At 68.6% G+C, this 15,909-nt stretch carries 17 protein-coding genes; 8 read left to right on the top strand and 9 right to left on the bottom strand.

All coding sequences use genetic code 11. The features are described 5' to 3' along the window. Nucleotides 1-152: 152 nt before the first annotated feature. The 9 genes from KME82_RS26115 to KME82_RS26075 form a co-directional block, all read right to left on the bottom strand. Entirely contained in the window at nucleotides 153-668 is a 516-nt protein-coding gene (locus tag KME82_RS26115; protein ID WP_215496637.1) for a hypothetical protein, read from the bottom strand. Nucleotides 669-717: 49 nt separating this feature from the next. After that, nucleotides 718-1,524 (bottom strand): aminoglycoside phosphotransferase family protein, encoded by an 807-nt coding sequence (locus tag KME82_RS26110; RefSeq protein WP_215496636.1) that lies wholly within the window; start codon nucleotides 1,522-1,524, stop codon nucleotides 718-720. A gap of 157 nt (nucleotides 1,525-1,681) precedes the next feature. Beyond that, entirely contained in the window at nucleotides 1,682-2,047 is a 366-nt protein-coding gene (locus KME82_RS26105; protein ID WP_215496635.1) for a hypothetical protein, read from the bottom strand. A gap of 331 nt (nucleotides 2,048-2,378) precedes the next feature. Next, a complete protein-coding gene (locus KME82_RS26100; RefSeq protein WP_096417861.1) occupies nucleotides 2,379-2,774 on the bottom strand; it encodes an HU family DNA-binding protein in 396 nt (131 codons plus the stop codon). A gap of 485 nt (nucleotides 2,775-3,259) precedes the next feature. Beyond that, on the bottom strand, nucleotides 3,260-4,342 hold the full coding sequence (gene zapE / locus KME82_RS26095; RefSeq protein WP_215499221.1) for a cell division protein ZapE: 1,083 nt from the start codon (nucleotides 4,340-4,342) through the stop codon (nucleotides 3,260-3,262). A gap of 35 nt (nucleotides 4,343-4,377) precedes the next feature. Beyond that, nucleotides 4,378-5,457, bottom strand: coding sequence for a lysozyme inhibitor LprI family protein (locus KME82_RS26090; RefSeq protein ID WP_215496634.1), 1,080 nt, complete (start codon nucleotides 5,455-5,457; stop codon nucleotides 4,378-4,380). 50 nt (nucleotides 5,458-5,507) lie between these two features. Beyond that, nucleotides 5,508-6,212, bottom strand: coding sequence for an alpha/beta hydrolase (locus tag KME82_RS26085; RefSeq protein ID WP_215496633.1), 705 nt, complete (start codon nucleotides 6,210-6,212; stop codon nucleotides 5,508-5,510). A 264-nt stretch (nucleotides 6,213-6,476) separates the two neighbouring features. Next, on the bottom strand, nucleotides 6,477-8,273 hold the full coding sequence (locus KME82_RS26080) for an ExeM/NucH family extracellular endonuclease (protein ID WP_215496632.1): 1,797 nt from the start codon (nucleotides 8,271-8,273) through the stop codon (nucleotides 6,477-6,479). Between the two features lie 629 nt (nucleotides 8,274-8,902). Beyond that, nucleotides 8,903-9,418 carry a c-type cytochrome gene (locus tag KME82_RS26075; RefSeq protein WP_215496631.1) on the bottom strand — a complete coding sequence of 172 codons (516 nt, stop codon included), beginning with the start codon at nucleotides 9,416-9,418 and terminating at the stop codon, nucleotides 8,903-8,905. Nucleotides 9,419-9,868: 450 nt separating this feature from the next. Here KME82_RS26075 and KME82_RS26070 point away from each other — a divergent pair, with 450 nt between their 5' ends. The 8 genes from KME82_RS26070 to KME82_RS26035 all read left to right on the top strand — a co-directional run bounded on the left by KME82_RS26070 (nucleotide 9,869) and on the right by KME82_RS26035 (nucleotide 15,733). After that, nucleotides 9,869-10,285, top strand: a complete 417-nt coding sequence (locus tag KME82_RS26070) for a YjfI family protein (RefSeq protein WP_215496630.1) — start codon at nucleotides 9,869-9,871, stop codon at nucleotides 10,283-10,285. Next, a complete protein-coding gene (locus KME82_RS26065; protein WP_215496629.1) occupies nucleotides 10,282-11,046 on the top strand; it encodes a PspA/IM30 family protein in 765 nt (254 codons plus the stop codon). Before KME82_RS26070 ends, KME82_RS26065 begins: the two co-directional genes overlap by 4 nt. Before the next feature lie 268 nt (nucleotides 11,047-11,314). Then, nucleotides 11,315-11,500, top strand: coding sequence for a hypothetical protein (locus tag KME82_RS26060; RefSeq protein WP_215496628.1), 186 nt, complete (start codon nucleotides 11,315-11,317; stop codon nucleotides 11,498-11,500). 1 nt (nucleotide 11,501) lies between these two features. Then, the gene (locus tag KME82_RS26055; protein WP_215496627.1) at nucleotides 11,502-12,557 is read left to right on the top strand and encodes a potassium channel protein; all 1,056 of its coding nucleotides are present in this window, start codon (nucleotides 11,502-11,504) and stop codon (nucleotides 12,555-12,557) included. Nucleotides 12,558-12,681: 124 nt separating this feature from the next. After that, complete coding sequence (locus tag KME82_RS26050) at nucleotides 12,682-13,350, top strand: DUF2491 family protein (RefSeq protein ID WP_215496626.1); 669 nt, start codon at nucleotides 12,682-12,684, stop codon at nucleotides 13,348-13,350. Between the two features lie 64 nt (nucleotides 13,351-13,414). Beyond that, nucleotides 13,415-13,822, top strand: coding sequence for a DUF350 domain-containing protein (locus tag KME82_RS26045; RefSeq protein ID WP_215496625.1), 408 nt, complete (start codon nucleotides 13,415-13,417; stop codon nucleotides 13,820-13,822). An 8-nt stretch (nucleotides 13,823-13,830) separates the two neighbouring features. Next, complete coding sequence (locus KME82_RS26040) at nucleotides 13,831-14,451, top strand: DUF1190 domain-containing protein (protein ID WP_215496624.1); 621 nt, start codon at nucleotides 13,831-13,833, stop codon at nucleotides 14,449-14,451. A gap of 88 nt (nucleotides 14,452-14,539) precedes the next feature. Next, entirely contained in the window at nucleotides 14,540-15,733 is a 1,194-nt protein-coding gene (locus tag KME82_RS26035; protein ID WP_215496623.1) for a glutathionylspermidine synthase family protein, read from the top strand. Nucleotides 15,734-15,909 lie beyond the last annotated feature (176 nt).

Below are 15,909 nucleotides of genomic sequence, written 5' to 3'. Positions count from 1 at the left end.
GGGTGTGCTGTTGTTCTCGCGAATTAGCGACTTCGCAGTGCTGGATGAACTGCTGCGGCTTCAGGCTCAAGCAAAAGCTGCATGGCATCCCTGTAAGAGCCTTCGCACAAAGACCTCAAGCGAAGCATGTCGCGCAAGATCGCCATGAGCGATCAACCGCCAGGACACCCGAACGCATGCTCCTTGTCGCAATGCAGGACCGGCGCCAGCTCGGGCAGGCGCTGCATCGTCTTGCCGACGCACTCGATGGTGGTGTCGCGGCCATCGGGCGCGGTCACGCTGACGCCGTAATCGGTGACCGGCGATTCGGTGCCGTCGTAGCGCTTGAACAAGGCATAGCGATAGCCGCCGTTGGCGAAGCCGATGTCGACGTAGTACGTCATCGCCCGCGTGTACTCGTTGTAGGAAAACCGCGCGAGCGAATCGGCGGCGCTCGCCGACGGATATTCGAGTTCGACCTTGCCCGGCGGGCCGAAGCGGTAATGCAGCGCGGTCGGCGCCTTGCCGGCGGCGACGCCGCACAGCGAGATCAGCTTCTTGGCGCGGGTCTGGCAGGCGAAATACGCGACTTCGCCGGCGCGGCAATGGTCGGCGGCGTGCGCGAGCGGCATCGCGAGCTGCATGATCGGCGCCAGCGCGAGCAGGCACCAGGAACGGATTCGGGTCATGGGAGCGCTTTCCATCGCGCGATTGGTCGGGTGTTCGATCGGGCGATGATCACCGATCCAGCTGCGCCAGCGCCATGCCGATGATCGCGAACTCCTTTGCCGGTTCCTCCTCGTCGCTGAGGAACCACGCCGCCGACAGGCCCTGGTACGCGGCGATCCACTGCAACAACCGCCGCCGTTCGATCCGCCCGTACTCGACCACATCGTCCAGCCGACGTTCGAAATGGCCCGGCGCCAGCGCGGTGTCCGCATCCGGGTCGGTGAACAGATTGGCGAAGTCGTAGCCGCGTTCGCCGATTACGCGCTTGGGATCGATCGCGATCCAGCCGCGTTGCGGACCGGCGTCGAGCACGTTCTCGTGATGGATGTCGGCGTGCAGCGGCAGCACCTCGCGCGGCTGCGCGAGCAGCTCCTGGGCGATCTGCCAGCAGCGCACCAGCACGCCGCCGTGGCTGCGCGCATAGGTGTCCAGATCGGCGAACCACTGGGTCAGCGGCGCCAATTCGGAAGGCGGCGGCGCGCGGCGCGGCGCGTGCAGGCGGTTGATGGTCTCGCACAGGATGCGGGTGGCGTCCTGGTCGCGGCCGTTGCGCGCCATGTGGCTCAGCGAGCGCGGGCCGCAGGCGCGTTCGATCAGCAGGGCGTCTTGATCGAAGGCCAGTACGCGCGCGGCGCCGTCGCCGTCCCACCAGCGCATCATCAGCGCGCCGAATTTTTCCTCGGCGTCGCGCGGGATCTTCAGCATCGCCGCTTCGCCGTCGCGCCGCACCGGCAACAGGTCGCTGCTGTGGGTGTGGATCGGCGCGCCGTCGGGCACGAGCTTCCAGGCAGTGAGATGGCGATCGAACGGCGTCATGCGTGGGCGTGGTTTCGAAGTCGGGAACACCCGATATCGGGACCGGCGCGCGCGATGCAAGTCGGCGCGCTGCCGCGATCGGATTGGCTTCGATCCGGCCGCATGCGTCGGCCGGGCCGCTCGCGGCGGCGGAGTCAGGCGCAGGCGTTCGGCCGGATCAACCGGCCTGGGACAGATCGATCGTCGCCGAATCGGCGTCGCCGCGGCCGATCTGGCTCAACTCGCTGCGCGCGACATCGGTCTGCGTCGGCGCCGGCGCGCCGGCCTCTTCGCGCTCGCGCAGCACCTGCAGCGCCTCGGTGTCGGCGGCGACGCGGTGACGAAGCGACTTGCAGCGCTCCACGCCGGCGTCGGTCAGTTGCAGGGCGGGTTCTTCGCCCGGAACGATCAGGCCCGCCTCGACCAGGGCGGTGGAGATCAACCGATCGTGCAGCGCCCGCGAATGCCGGGTCAGCGGCTGACCCTGATCGATGCGTTGCAACACGTCCAGCAACGCCAGTTCTTCCAGGCTGATCGGATCCACGGGTACTGCTCCAGAACAAGTGTGCGCACTATGCCATGGCGCACATCCGCGCACATCGGCGCAGCGCGTGCTGAATGCGGCTCGCGAATGACGCGTTCAGGATTTTCATGGTGTCGCCGAAGCCTCGGCGAGCCGATTGCGCAAACCTCGGGCGCGTCGCCATGCACGACGCGAAACACGGCCCGATCGCTTGCCGCGTGGATGGCCGAAACCAAGTCGCCGGAAGCCTCGACGCGAGAAGCGGCTCGTCAAAAAGCAGAACGCCGCCCTAAGGCGGCGTCCGGCAAAGCGGAGCGATGCGGCGGCCCAGGGCGCGCCGCATCAGCGGTCATCAGGCCGCGGCGTCCTTCAACTTCTTGAGCGGACGGACCTTGACCTTCACCGTGGCCGGCTTGGCGGCGAACCACTGCTCTTCCTTGGTGAACGGGTTGATGCCCTTGCGCTTCGGCTTGGCCGGCACGCTGACGGCGGTGATCTTCAGCAGGCCCGGCAGGGTGAAAGCGCCCGCGCCCTTCTTGTTGATCGAGGCATGCACGGCGCCTTCGAGCGCGCCGAGGATCGAACGGATGTCCTTGGCGACGACACCGGTGGTTTCGGCCAGGTGAGCGACCAGAGCGGACTTGCTCAGCACTTCCTTGATCGGCTTCGGAGCGGCCGGCTTGGCGGCGGCCTTCGGAGCAGCCTTCGGAGCGGCCTTCTTCTTTGCAGCGGGTTTTTTCGTAGCCATAGTTTTTTCCGGTGAGACTCGTTGGATGGATGGGTTGCCTGGATAACCCCTCGGCAAGGCGGAATGTAGGGCAAGCTCGACGCGCCGCCAAGAGTTTTCGATGCAAATAGTGGCTGTTTTTCAGTTGCGCGCCGGTCCGCGCGCGCACCGCGGCCGGAAAATCCCTTGCGAATGAAGGTTTAAACGCGTCCGGGCGGTCGCGCGCGGATTCGTCGCGGGTGAGAAAAAACCCTGAAAAACAGGGTATTTGCCGTTTCGTGTGGCGGTGCAGCGACGGTTTTGCGCGCGCCCGACCGCGCGCGGCGACCGAGCGGACGCGGCATGCGCCGCGCCGGCACGGCGTTCAGTCGCGGTGTGGCCGATAGCGGTATACGCGCGCAAACCGGTGCTCGCGCGAGTTGCGATGCGCAGCACGGATGTGCCGTGTGGTGCCGCGCGATCTTGATCGGCCCACGATCGACCGCGCGATCGCGGCGCATGCGGCCTCAGCCGCGATGCTCCAGCGCCAGGTATTCGGCCGACTGCATTTCGATCAGGCGCGAGGCGGTGCGCTCGAACGCGGCGCTCAGGCGGTGGCCCTGGTACAGGCCGGTCGGCGCCTCGTCGGCGGTGCACACCAGGTTGACGTGGCGGTCGTAGAACTCGTCGATGAGGTTGATGAAGCGCCGCGCGGCGTCGTCGTGAATTCCGCCGGGAAAGCGCGGAATGCCGCCGAGCAGCACGGTGTGGTATTCGGTCGCGATCTCGATGTAGTCGCTGGCCGCGCGCGGTCCTTCGCACAATGCGGCGAAATCGAACCAGGCGTGGCCGTCGGCGAGCGCGCGCACCGGGATGTCGCGGCCTTCGATGCGCAGCGGGCCGCTCGCGACCGCGCAACCGGCGGCCAGTTCCTTCCAGCGCCCGGCCAGCCAGGCGTCGGACTGCGCATCCAGCGGCGCGCGGTAGACCGGCGAACGGGTCAGCGCGCGCAGGCGGTAGTCCTGGGCGCTGTCGAGCAGCACGGTTTCGCAGTGGCGCCCGATCAGCTCGATCGCCGGCTTGAAGCGGTCGCGCTGCAGGCCGTCGGCGTACAGATTGGCCGGCTCGGTGTTGGAGGTGGTCACCAGGGTCATGCCCTCAGCGAACATGCGGTCGAGCAGGCGCCCGAGCAGCATCGCGTCGCCGATGTCGATCACGAAGAACTCGTCGAGCACCAGCACGCGCAATTGGTCGCGCCATTCGCGCACGATCTTGGCCAGCGGATCGCTCTCGCCGGCGTGGGTGCGCAGCTGCGCATGCACCTCGCGCATGAAGCGGTGGAAGTGGGTGCGGCGTTTTTCGGCGATCGGCAGGTGTTCGTAGAACAGGTCGATCAGGAAGGTCTTGCCGCGGCCGACGCCGCCCCACAGGTACAGCCCGCGCACGCCTTCGCGCGGCTTGCCGCGCAGGCGGTCGAACAGGCCCTGGCTGGGCGGATCGAGCACGCCGGCGTGGATGCGGTCGAGTTCGCGCAGGGCCGGGCGCTGGGCCGGGTCCTCGCTCCAGTCGCCGCGCGCGACGCCGGCAGCGTAGGCCTGCGACGGCGTCATCGCGATCGTGTCGGCGGAGTGTGCGGCGGCCTGGCTCATGGCGAGCGCAGCACGCGGCCGCCGGCCGACATCAGCCGCACCGGCGGGTGTTCCTGGTAGCCGTCGGACCAGGTGTCGATGGTCTGCGGCAGTTTTGCGGTCCAGGCCGGGTCGTTGCTGTAGTAGCGCAGTTCGGGTTTGTCCTGCTTGTCCTGGGCGCGGATCGCGACCCAGAACTTGCCGCCGTCCGCGCTCTGGATCAGCAGCGCGCGCATGTCGCTGGCCAGGCCGCGCACGTAACCGTTGGTGACGGTGGCGTTGAGCCCTTCCTGGTCGGCGCGGGTGTCGATCACGTCCAGGCGTTCGACCAGCAGGTCGTAGTCGTCGCCGAGCAGGCGGCGCAGGCTGGCATCGTCCTCGGGCTTGAGCACGATGCCCAGGTCGAGCAGATTCCATTGGGTGGTCGCGACCGCCTGGCCAAGGCCGGGCAGGTAGCGGCCGCTGAAATGCACGCCCAGGCCGGCGCCGCAGTCGTTGCTGGTGTGCTGCTGTTCGATCTGGATCTGGCGGTGGAAGCGGTGGAAGGTCAGCTCGCAGCGGGTGTTGTCGCCGTTGCCGCCGGTCTTGCCCTTGTAGACCATCTCGTTGTCGTTGGCCGCGCGCGCGCGGCCCGACAGCAGGCCGGTGTTGGCGCCGGAGCTGGCCTGCAGTTCGATCTGGTATTTGTCCTCGCCCAGGGCCTTGAGGCTGAGCGTGGAATTGCCGTCGCTGCGGGTCCAGTCGCCGTCCCACTGGAACTTGCCGGCGATCGCGGCCGGCTGCAGTTCGGTCAGGCGTTCGACGTAGGCCATGCGCAGGCAGCGCACCTGGCCGTCGCAGCGGTCGCGTTCCTTGATCCAGGCGAGCTGGTCTTTCTTCAACTGGCCGCCGTAGGCGCTGGCCTTGAGCGCGGCGCGATAGGCCAGCGCGAGTTCGCCGTCGCGGCGGCCGAGCACCGGGTCGGCGCAGATCGCGCGTTCGTTCTTGCTGGCGGCCTTGGCGCAGGCGATGCCGGCGGCGTCGGCGTCGCCGGACCAGCCGGCCGCAACCAGGCTGGCGCAGAGCGACAGCAGCGCGAGGCTCAGGGCGTGGCGCATCGTGGGGAATCCTGTGGAGGCAATGCGGAAGGCGATGATGATGGCGCGGATCAGGCCGGGTCGGGCGCCGGATTCGACGACGCACTGGCCGGAGTTTCCGGCGGCAGGTGCGGGCGGACCGAATGCTTGATCGCGCCGCGCAGGTCGATCAGGCGGCGGTGGAAGAAATGGCTGGTGTCGGGCATGCGCACCAGCTCGGGCGGCTGGCGCAGGCCGTCGAGCCAGGCGTAGACCGCCTGCGGATCGACGATCTCGTCGGCTTCGCCCTGGATCACGATCCACGGATAACCGCTGGGCGGGGCGATCCGGTCGAAGTCCCAGCGGCCGGCCGGCGGCGCGATCGAGATCAGCAGCCTGGGCTGCAGTTCGTCGGCCATGCGCAGCGAAACGTAGGCGCCGAAGCTGAAACCGGCCAGCCACAGCTGCGCGTCCGGACGGGTCGCGCGCACCCACGCGGCGACCGCGCGCAGGTCGTCGCCTTCGCCGTCGCCGTGATCGAACTCGCCTTGCGACGCGCCGGTGCCGCGGAAGTTGAAGCGCACCGTCGCCGCGCCGCACTCGCGCAGGGCGCGCGCGGTCATGGTGACGACCTTGTTGTGCATGGTCCCGCCCTCGGTCGGCAGCGGGTGGCAGACGATGGCCACGATCGGCCGCGGCGTCGCTTCGGCGGCCTCGACGATCATCTCGATCGCGCCGGCCGGACCGGGCAGGCTCAGCGCGGTGGAAGCGTCGCTGGGAAAGGCGGGGGTGCTCATGCCCGGCATGATACGGGGCGCGGTGAGCGCGGTGTTACGACGGTGTGTTGCGCGCGCCTGGCTGGGGTTTGTGGACAGGTCGAGTACAGCGGCTGCCGGTTGTGCTTCGCCATGAGGTTTCGATGACGCCGGATCGGAAAGCGTCGGGGCTGAAGCTCCCTCCCACAAAAAGCCGCCGCGAGCGCGAGCGGTGTTGCGAGGTCTTTTGTGCGAGCGGCTTCAGCCCCGACGCTTTCCTATCGGATCGCGCCGATCTGCAGCCGCTCAACGCGGCATCAAGTCGAACCCGAGCAACACCGGATCGTGATCCGAACTGCGCCACGGCCCCGCGCCGCCGTCGCGATAGCCCGCATGCTCGGGTTCGTCGGCATTGGTATGCCACTCGGCCGCGCCGCGCAGCCGCGCGGCCAGCGCCGGCGACAGCAGGGCGTGATCGAGCCGGCCCAGTTCGCCGTCGAAGACATAGCTGTAGGGCGATTCGACCTTGGCCACCGCGAACGCATCCAGCCAGCCGGCCGCGTACAGCGCGCGCAGCGGCTGCTCCTGCGCGTGCGCGTTGAGGTCGCCGACGATCATCGTCAGCTCGCCGCGGCTGCCGGTCGGGTCGGTCTTGAGCCACGCATCCAGGCGTTGCGCCGACTCGGTGCGCGCGGCATTCCAGCACGACGCGCCGTCGCCCTGGTCCTTGTCCAGGCCCGCCGCGTTCTTGCCGCAGCCCTTGGACTTGAAATGGTTGGCGACCACGACGAACGCAGGTCCGGCGCGCTTGCCGGCGCCGATCGCGGTGAACGCCTGCGCCATCGGCACGCGCGCGAGCGGGCCGAACGGGCCTTGCTGCAAGGTCGCCGCCAGGCCGCGCGCGGCCACGCGCTGGCCGCGGTAGATCAGGCCGACCCGGATCTGGTCGTCGCCCGGGCCTTTGACGCCGGCCGGACACGGTTGCTTGCACGGCGCGGCGAAGCGCCAGTCCTGCGCGCCGCCGTCGGCCGCGTCGGCGCGGTCGAGCGCGGCGACCAGGTCGGCGAGGGTCGAATCGGGTCCGTAGCCGTCGTTTTCCAGTTCCATCAACGCGGCCACGTCGGGGTTGAGGGTGTGGATGGTCTGGACCAGCTTGGCCAACTGAGCGTGGTACTCGGCCTGGGTGCGCGCGCCGCGCGGGGTCGGAAAGCCGCCGCCGCGGCCGTCGCCGTTGAACAGGTTTTCCAGATTGAACGCGGAGATGCGCAGGTCGCCGGCGACCTGCGGCGCTTGCGGGCGCGGCGCCGGCTGCAGCGTCGGCGCGGCGGCGAGGACGATGCCGTCGTGGCCGCCGAGCGGCCAGGCGATGCCGTCGACCGCGTCGAGCCGGCTGCCGCTGCGGGCGGCGAATGCGGCCGCGCTCAGGGTCGCCGCGTCGCCGCTGAGCACGACGCGGCGGCGTTCGTTGTCGCTGGCGATCGCGCGCGCCGCGTCGCTGCCGGGCGCGGCGCGTTCGCCGGGTTGCCACAACGGGCCGTCGAAGGACGCGGTGAGGGTGTGCGTCTTCGGATCGCGTTCGCCCAGGGTCAGCGGCGCGGCGATGCGCACGCGCATGCCCTCGTAACGCGACCAATCGGGCGCGGCGTCGATCGCGACCGGCGCGATCGCGGCCAGGGCCTTGCGCTGCGCGCGCGAGGTCAGCGGTTCGATCCGTTCGGCGTCGATCGCGGTGAGTGTGCGCGGTGGGCCGCGGCGGCCGCCGTCGACCGCGGCCTCGCGGACCCGGCCGGTGATGCGCACGAGCTGATCGGGCGCGAGGGTCGCCGCGGCCGCGCCGGTGACCCAGATCGCATCGGAGCTGGCCGGGTCGCCGTCGCCGCCGTCCTGCACGATCCAGCCCGGCGCCGCGTCCGCGGCTGTGCGCGCGCGCGTGACCCGGCCTTCGATCGTGACCGTCTGCCCGACCAGCGCGCTGGCCACGCCGTGGCCCTGGACCGCGCCGATCGCGAGCGTTCCCTGCGCTCGCTCCGCGCGCGGGGCGGTGGCGCAGGCTGCGAGCAGCAGGCAGGGCGCGAAGGCGAGGGCGGGGCGGAATCGCGTCATGGCGGGCTCGGCGTGGGCGTTGGAGCGGCCATTATCCGCAGCCATGTGGCGCTGTCGCGTGTGTTGTGTGGCGGATGGATGGTGGCGGTGGTGAGTACCGGCGGCTGGAGGCGCGCTGGGAGGCAGGAGGTTGCCGGCAGGTGACAACAGCCACGTACCCGCAGCTTTTGCTGTTCCCCCCTTTGCAAAAGGGGGGGGCTTTTAGCCGCAGGTCGCGGTGAATCAAAAGCAAAAGCAAATCCCCCCTGGCCCCCCTTTTTCAAAGGGGGGAACCCCTTGCGTGAGGGAAGAGGCGACCGGAGCCTTTTTACGATTCCCGATTCCCGATTCCCGATTCCCGATTCCCGATTCCCGATTCCCGATTCCCGATTCCCGATTCCCGACAGACCACTTCGTGGCTCGCAGGGTCTTTTGTGGGAGGGCTTTCACGCCCGACGCTTTTCGATCAGACGCGGCGATCGGACCGGAAGGCGTCGGGCTTGAAAGCCCTCCCACAAAAGACCTCGCAGCCCGTCGGCTTAGTTCGAATCCCCAATCCCCAATCCCGAATCCCGAATCCCGAATCCCCAAACGACAACGCCGCCCGAAGGCGGCGTCGTTGCAAGCTGGCGAGCGCTGAAACCGCGCGCTTACTTTATGTTGTCGAGCATCCAGTCGACCGTCGCGGCGACCTGCTGCGCGCTCAGGGCCGGGTTGCCGCCCTTCGCGGGCATCACGCCGCTGGTGCCGGTGAAGCCTTCCAGCGCGTGCTTGTGCAAGGTGTCCTTGCCCTTCGGAATGCGCGCGGCCCAGTGCGCGGCGTCCAGGGTCGGAGCGCCGCCGGCGCCGGACTTGTGGCAGCCCGCGCACAGGTTGTCGAAGATCACCTTGCCGTCGAGGGTGCCGTCGTAGGCGACCTGCGAGGCGGCCTTGGCCGCCGCCGCGGCGACCGCGGCCTGCTGCGAGGCCGCGCCGGTCGCGCCGGCGTAGACCGCGCCGACCGGACCGATCCGGTTTTCGGTGCGCTTGGCCGCGCGCGGGTCGATTTCCTGCGGCAACTGCTTGTGGACGAAGTAGGCCGCGATCATCAGGCCGAGGGTCACCAGCATGAGAAAGCCGATCACCATCGAGAATTTCTTCAGGAATTCGAGGTCGTAATTGCGCACGATCCACCTATTGCGTGTACCCCGACCGGGGCACATAGAGCCATCGACGAGGCCGCTACCGGGGATCGGCGCGGCCGCTGCACGGACCCGCCGAGACGACGCCGCCGGCCGTCTGCGCTGGGGCAGGGGCCACGGGCCGGGAATGCCGGTCGGGTAGTTCCGCCGGACAGTTTAGCTCAAGCGCGCGCCGCGCGGGCTGGACCGCGACGCGCGCCGCCGCGCTGCGCCCGATCGGCCGCAAACGCGCGCTGCGCCTGGCTCGCGCGCGATCGCGCGGGCATGACTTGCGACCTATGCGCCTTGCGCCGCCCGCCGCCCGCCCCTATAACCTTTGCGATCCATGAGCTCGGTCACGGACGATGATCGCTGGAGCCGCGACGGCGCCCGCCGCCGCGCCCCGCGATCCGGACGCCCCCGCGCCTGTCAGCCTTTCCCTTCAAGGACCGACCTATGTCCCGCTGGACCACACAAGAACTGTTGACCCGCCTGGGCGCTTCCTTCGGTGCCGAGCACGTCGAAGAAGTGCCGACCGCCGACGGCGCGATCCAGGTGACCCTGCCCGACAGCGGCGACCTGGGCATCACCATCGCCCTGACCGATCGCGAGATCTTCGTCTCCACCCCGCTGGTCGAGGCCGGCCAGGTCCGCGACGCGGCCGGTTTCAACGAGGCCTGCCTGCGCCTGAACCCGATCAACCCGCTGTCCAACCTGGGCCTGACCACGATCAACGAGCGCGACGTCTACATCGTGTTCGGCGAAATGGCGCCCGATTCCACCGCCGAGCAGATCGAGCTGGAAATCCGCACCCTGGCCGACAACGCGATCGACGCGGTGGAAGCCCTCAAGTCCTATCTGGTGAGCGCATGAGCATCCTGCAGAAAATCCTGACCCTGTTCCGCGGCACCGCGCACGAGGCCGGCCAGGCCGTCGTCGACGCCAATGCGCTGAAGATCCTCGACCAGGAGATTCGCGACGCCGGCACCGAGCTGATCCGTTCCAAGGAAGAGCTGACCAAGGTGATGGCGCAGCGCCAGCTGCAGGCCAACCGCAGCAAGGACCGCTTCGCCAAGAAGGCCGAGTACGAAACCTACATCGCCGGCGCGCTGCGCAAGGGCGACGAAGGCCTGGCGCGCGAAGTCGCCGAGCGCTTGGCGGTGGTGGAGACCGACCTGAAGAACGACGAGCAGGCGATCAACAGCTACGACGCCAGCATCAACCAGCTCAAGACCGCGATCACCGCCACCGAACGCAAGCTGGCGCGGGTCAAGCAGCAGGTCGACACGGTCAAGGCCACCGAAGCGGTGCAGCGCGCCCAGACCGCGGTTGCCGCGCGTCATTCCGGCGCCACCGGCAAGGTCACCACCGCGCTGGATTCGCTCGAACGCATCCAGACCCGCCAGGCCGAGCGCGGCGCGCGCTTGCAGGCGGCGGCGCAGCTGGAATCGGAAAGCGGCGACGGCGATCTCAACGCCAAGCTGGCCAACGCCGGCCTGCTGCCGGAATCGACCAGCGTCGAGAACATCCTCGAGCGTTTCCGCGAAAAGCCGGTGCAGCAGCTCAGCCACGAGCCGCTGTCGTTGCCGGCGGTGGAAGTGAAGGAAACCGACAAGGTCGAGCACAAGGAGTAACCGCGGCTCGCGGGCCTGCGGCGGTCGATGGCCGTCGCGGGTGCGGGACCGGGCGTTTGCAGGGCGTTTGCGTTGTTGCCGTTGCTCTTACCGTTGTTCTTGCCCTTGCCGTTCCCATTGCTCTTGCTCGTCATTCCCGCGAAGGCGGGAATCCAGTGCCTTTCGTGCGAGAACCTTTGAAGTCGCTGGATTCCCGCTTTCGCGGGAATGACGTTCTGGCAGGATGCCGCTGAAGTCTCTGGATTCCCGCCTTCGCGGGAATGACGGCATGAAAAATCGCAGCGCCTTTGGAAATCAGCAGCACTCCAAAGCAACGCGAACAGGCAGCACGACCGAGTTAAACGGCAACGCAATGCAGCGGCGAAGCGAGCCAACGCAGCACGAAGCGAACCAACACCCCAGCATCATCGGCTTCAAGCCGCGTGGCATGGACGTAACCAGGCAAACCGGCTGACATGATCGTAATCGGCAAACTTTTCCGCAGCCTGCGCGGCCATCTGCGCCGGATCAGCTGGGGCGTGGTCGCCGCCGCGCTGGTGCTGCACATGACCGGCACCTGGCTGCTGCTGGCCTGGGCCGGCGAAGACAAGCTGCTGGGCTGGGATGCGTTCGTCTACTACTACATGACCACCGCCAGCACGATCGGCTACGGCGACCTGTCGCCGGGCACACCGGCCGGACGCTGGGCGGCGGCCTTGTTCGTGATGCCCGGCGCGATCGCGCTGTTCGCCTCGGTGCTGGCCAAGACCAGCGCCGGCCTGCTCAATTTCTGGAAGCGCCATCAGGTGGGCAAGATGAGCTACGAGGACATGCACGGCCACACCGTGCTGATCGGCTGGCACGGCCGCGAAACCCAGCGGCTGGTGCAACTGCTGCTGGCCGACACCCACACCGACGACGAAGGCATCGTGCTGGTCGCCGAGGGCCTGAGCGAGAATCCGCTGCCCGAGCAGATCCGCTTCGTCGCGGTGGCGTCGTATGCCGATTGCGAGGAATACCCGCGCGCCGCGATCGCCCAGGCCGCGCGGGTGATCGTCCACACCGACCACGACGACCGTTCGCTCGCGGCGGTGTTCGCGCTGATGGCGCACAAGCCCGGCGCGCACGTGGTCGCGCATTTCGAATCCGCGGCGGTCGCGCAACTGGTGCGCAGCCACTACCCGCATGTCGAATGCACCCGGCCGCTGCACGTGGACGTGATCGCGCGCGCCGCGCAGGACGCCGGCAGTTCGCTGGTCGCCGGCGAATGGCTCGGCGCGGGCGGCCCGACCCAGTTCAGCCTGCAGGTGCCGGCCGACGCCGCGCCGGTGCGCGCCGGCCGGCTAGCGGCCGCGTTCCGCGCCCAGTCGGCGCTGTGGATCGGCTACCGCGACGGCCGCACCGCCGCGCCGGTGCTCAATCCGCCCGATCATGATCAGATCGCGGCGGGCACGTTGTTGTATTACCTTGCCGACGCGCGCATCGACAGCGCGCGAGTGCCGTGGGCCTCGCTCGCGGCGGCCACGGTTTGACGCAGCCTGGTCGAACCGGCCTGATTGAATACGGTCCGGTTCGATGCGGCGTGATTCAATGCAGTTCGATCGATAACGAATCGATCGCAAGCGAGTCGATTCAAGGCCACACGAGGTAAGCGCGATGGGTTGGTTGGACGGATTGTTCGGCGGCAAGAAGCAGACATCGCAGACGGCGACGCTGCCGTTCACGCACGAATTGCCGCTGGGCCTGCGCATCAACGGCCGGGTCGCGTTCGACACCCTGCCGTTCCGCGCCCATCCGCAGGCGTGGACGCTGCGCCTGCCCGAGGGCCACCAGGGCATCCCGTGTTACGGCCACATCGACCTGGGCGGCGGCCACGCGCTGCATCGTTTCTATCTCGACGAAGACGCCTATCTGCAGGTCAGCACCGCCAGCGGCCAGGTCGAGGGGATCAAGGCGTTCGTGTTCCAGGAAACCGTGAACCCGGCCAACCAGGCCGAATTCAAGCGTTTCATCCACGAGCATCCGCACCTGGGCGCCGACCAGATCGACTACGCCGGCCGCACCTGGTATCGCGAATTCGGCGACCAGCTCGGCACCGGCGGCAAGGCGCCGCCGGTGATCTACGACGAGGTGCTGTACCGCCACGACCCGCCGCGCCGCGACGACGACCTGACCCACTACGCCATGCTGTACCGGCGCGAAGTGCCCGAGCTGGACCGCGAGGAATTCTTGCTGGTCACTGCCGAGGACTACGGCCCGAGCGAGTTCGTGGTTACCTATGCGATCGGCATCGACCTGACCACGGCCGATCTCGACATCACCTGAGCGCAAGCGCGCTGCCCCAGCGCGAACGCTTCCACCGCATCACTCCGCCGCAAGGACTCTCTCCATGGACGCCCCGATCACCGCCCACAGCTTCCTCAATTTCCTCGCCTACGCCGGCATCGGCCTGGGCGTGCTGGTGCTGGCCGCGCTCGCCCTGGTGCTGATCACCCCGCACCGCGAGCTGAGCCTGATCCGCGAAGGCAACACCGCCGCGGCGACCGCGTTCGCCGGCACCCTGATCGGCCTGGCCCTGCCGCTGCATTCGGCGATCTCCAACTCGGTCAGCCTGATCGACGCGGCGATCTGGGGCGCGGTGTCGGTGGTGGTGCAGGCGGTCGCGTTCCTGCTCGCGCGCCTGGTCGCGCCCAAGCTGTCGCAGCAGATCACCCTCAACCAGACCGCCGCCGGCATCTTTTCGGCCGGCGTATCGGTCAGCGTCGGCCTGATCAACGCCGCCGCCATGACCCCGTGAGCGCCGCCATGACTGTCCACGATCGCAACAGCAAACGTTCGCGCCAGCTGCGGCTGGTGTTGATGGCGGTGTCGGTGCCGGCGGTGTTGACCGGCTGCGGCGACGACCAACCCAGCGGCAAGGTGCTGACCTCGCGCGAGGATTGCGCGGCGCAGACCGAGATCGCGCCGGCCGAATGCGAGAAGGCCTACCAGCAGGCGCTGGTCGAGCACGAAAAACTCGCGCCGCGCTTCGAGAGCGAGAAAGAGTGCAACGACCAGTTCGGCGCCTGCCAGCCCGCGCCGGTCGCCGCCAACGCCAGCGCCGGCAGCCACAGCTACATGCCCTCGATGTCGGGGTTCCTGATCGGCTACGCGCTCAGCCAGGCGATGCAGCCGCGCGGGTACTACGGCATCGGCGGCGTGTCGCCGCTGTACCGCGACTACCGCAGCGGCGGCTATCTGCGTCCGGGCGGCGAACTGGTCGGCAAGAGCAGCGGCACGGTCTACGGCAAGCAGGGCAACACCGCGTTGCCGGCGCGCGCGATGACCGTCTCGCGCGCCGGTTTCGGCTCCAGCGCGGCCGCGCGCGGCGGTTTCGGCGGCAGCCGCAGCAGCGGTTCCAGCCGCGGCGGCAGCTGGGGCGGTTGATTCGGCCCCGGGGTCGGCCCCATCTAGGTCGTACTCGCGCGCGCCGAACCGTTCGGCGCGCGGCGATCGCAGTGTTCATCGGAGCGGCATGAAACGCATCCTTACGACCCCACGCCCGGACTGGCGCGAACAAGCGCAGTCGCTGGGTTTCCACTTCCACACCATCGACGGCGAAGCGTACTGGGACGAATCGGCGTACTACGCCTTCGGCCTGCGCCAGATCGAGGACGACATCGAGCAGCCCACCCAGGAGCTGCACGACATGTCGATGGCCCTGGTCGATGAAGTGGTCGGTTCGGAGGAACTGCTGACCCGGCTGGCGATTCCGACCGATTACTGGGACTGGATCGCCGCGTCGTGGCGCCGGCGCGAGCCGCATCTGTACGGCCGCATGGACCTGGCCTACGACGGCCGCGGCCCGGCCAAGCTGTACGAACTCAACTACGACACGCCGACTTCGCTGTACGAGGCGGCGTACTTCCAATGGCTGTGGCTGGAGCAGGCCATCGCGCGCGGCACCTTCGGCGAAGGCAGCGACCAGTACAACCGCATCCAGGAACTGCTGATCGAAACCTTCGCGACCTTGTCGCGCGAAAAGCGCATCGCCACGCCGGTGCATTTCGCCGCGGTCGAGGATTCGGTCGAGGACCGGGGCACGGTGCGCTATCTGCGCGACTGCGCCGAGCAGGCCGGCGTGGACACGCTGGAACTGAGCATCGAAGGCATCGGCCTGAGCAAGGAGGGTTGGTTCACCGACGGCGACGACCGCGTCATCAAGACCTTGTTCAAGCTGTATCCGCTGGAGTGGATGTTCGTCGAGGAATACGGCCCCAAGCTGGCCGCCTCGCAGGTGCAGCTGATCGAGCCGGCGTGGAAGGCGATCCTCAGCAACAAGGGCGTGCTGCCCTTGCTGTGGGAACGCCATCGCGATCATCCGAACCTGCTCGAAGCGCAGTTCGAGGACGCCGCCGCGCAGACCGCCGAACTGCCCGCCGGTTGGGTGCGCAAGCCGCTGTTCTCGCGCGAAGGCGCCAACATCGAGCTGGTCAGCGCCAGCGGCGAACGCCTGCGCAGCGACGGCCCGTACCAGGACGGCCCGACCATCCGCCAGGCGCATCACCCGTTGCCGCGTTTCGATGGCGACGACGGCGCGGCGAACTATCCGCTGATCGGCAGCTGGGTCGTCGCCGACCAGGCCGCCGGCATGGGCATCCGCGAAGACGCCAGTCCGATCACCCAGGACACCTCGCGCTTCGTGCCGCACGCGATCATCGAAGACTGATCGCGATCGCCCGCATCGCACGCGCCGCGATGCGGGCCGCCCAGACAAGTTCAAAAGCGCGGCCCGATCCCGCATCGCTGGAGGGCGTCGATCCGCTTGCGCGATCGGCGCCACATCGCAGTGACTGCGCACGCACACGAATGCTTCCATACGCCCGCGCACGAACGAGCGCGGCG

The organism is Lysobacter capsici (genome assembly GCF_018732085.1).
GTDB classification, from domain to species: Bacteria; Pseudomonadota; Gammaproteobacteria; order Xanthomonadales; family Xanthomonadaceae; genus Lysobacter; species Lysobacter capsici_A.
Note: the sequence above shows the minus strand (reverse complement) of the source record. Positions and strands in the feature narration are given on the sequence as shown.

Bases quoted from the DNA above. Each gene is read 5' to 3' on its own strand.
- KME82_RS26110 (WP_215496636.1), bottom strand. From the start codon at position 1,524: ATGACGCCGTTCGATCGCCATCTCACTGCCTGGAAGCTCGTGCCCGAC.
- KME82_RS26050 (WP_215496626.1), top strand. From the start codon at position 12,682: ATGGGTTGGTTGGACGGATTGTTCGGCGGCAAGAAGCAGACATCGCAG.
- KME82_RS26045 (WP_215496625.1), top strand. From the start codon at position 13,415: ATGGACGCCCCGATCACCGCCCACAGCTTCCTCAATTTCCTCGCCTAC.
- KME82_RS26040 (WP_215496624.1), top strand. From the start codon at position 13,831: ATGACTGTCCACGATCGCAACAGCAAACGTTCGCGCCAGCTGCGGCTG.
- zapE (WP_215499221.1), bottom strand. From the start codon at position 4,342: ATGACGCCGTCGCAGGCCTACGCTGCCGGCGTCGCGCGCGGCGACTGG.
- KME82_RS26055 (WP_215496627.1), top strand. From the start codon at position 11,502: ATGATCGTAATCGGCAAACTTTTCCGCAGCCTGCGCGGCCATCTGCGC.
- KME82_RS26035 (WP_215496623.1), top strand. From the start codon at position 14,540: ATGAAACGCATCCTTACGACCCCACGCCCGGACTGGCGCGAACAAGCG.
- KME82_RS26065 (WP_215496629.1), top strand. From the start codon at position 10,282: ATGAGCATCCTGCAGAAAATCCTGACCCTGTTCCGCGGCACCGCGCAC.
- KME82_RS26100 (WP_096417861.1), bottom strand. From the start codon at position 2,774: ATGGCTACGAAAAAACCCGCTGCAAAGAAGAAGGCCGCTCCGAAGGCT.
- KME82_RS26060 (WP_215496628.1), top strand. From the start codon at position 11,315: ATGAAAAATCGCAGCGCCTTTGGAAATCAGCAGCACTCCAAAGCAACG.
- KME82_RS26080 (WP_215496632.1), bottom strand. From the start codon at position 8,273: ATGACGCGATTCCGCCCCGCCCTCGCCTTCGCGCCCTGCCTGCTGCTC.
- KME82_RS26090 (WP_215496634.1), bottom strand. From the start codon at position 5,457: ATGCGCCACGCCCTGAGCCTCGCGCTGCTGTCGCTCTGCGCCAGCCTG.
- KME82_RS26115 (WP_215496637.1), bottom strand. From the start codon at position 668: ATGACCCGAATCCGTTCCTGGTGCCTGCTCGCGCTGGCGCCGATCATG.
- KME82_RS26085 (WP_215496633.1), bottom strand. From the start codon at position 6,212: ATGAGCACCCCCGCCTTTCCCAGCGACGCTTCCACCGCGCTGAGCCTG.
- KME82_RS26070 (WP_215496630.1), top strand. From the start codon at position 9,869: ATGTCCCGCTGGACCACACAAGAACTGTTGACCCGCCTGGGCGCTTCC.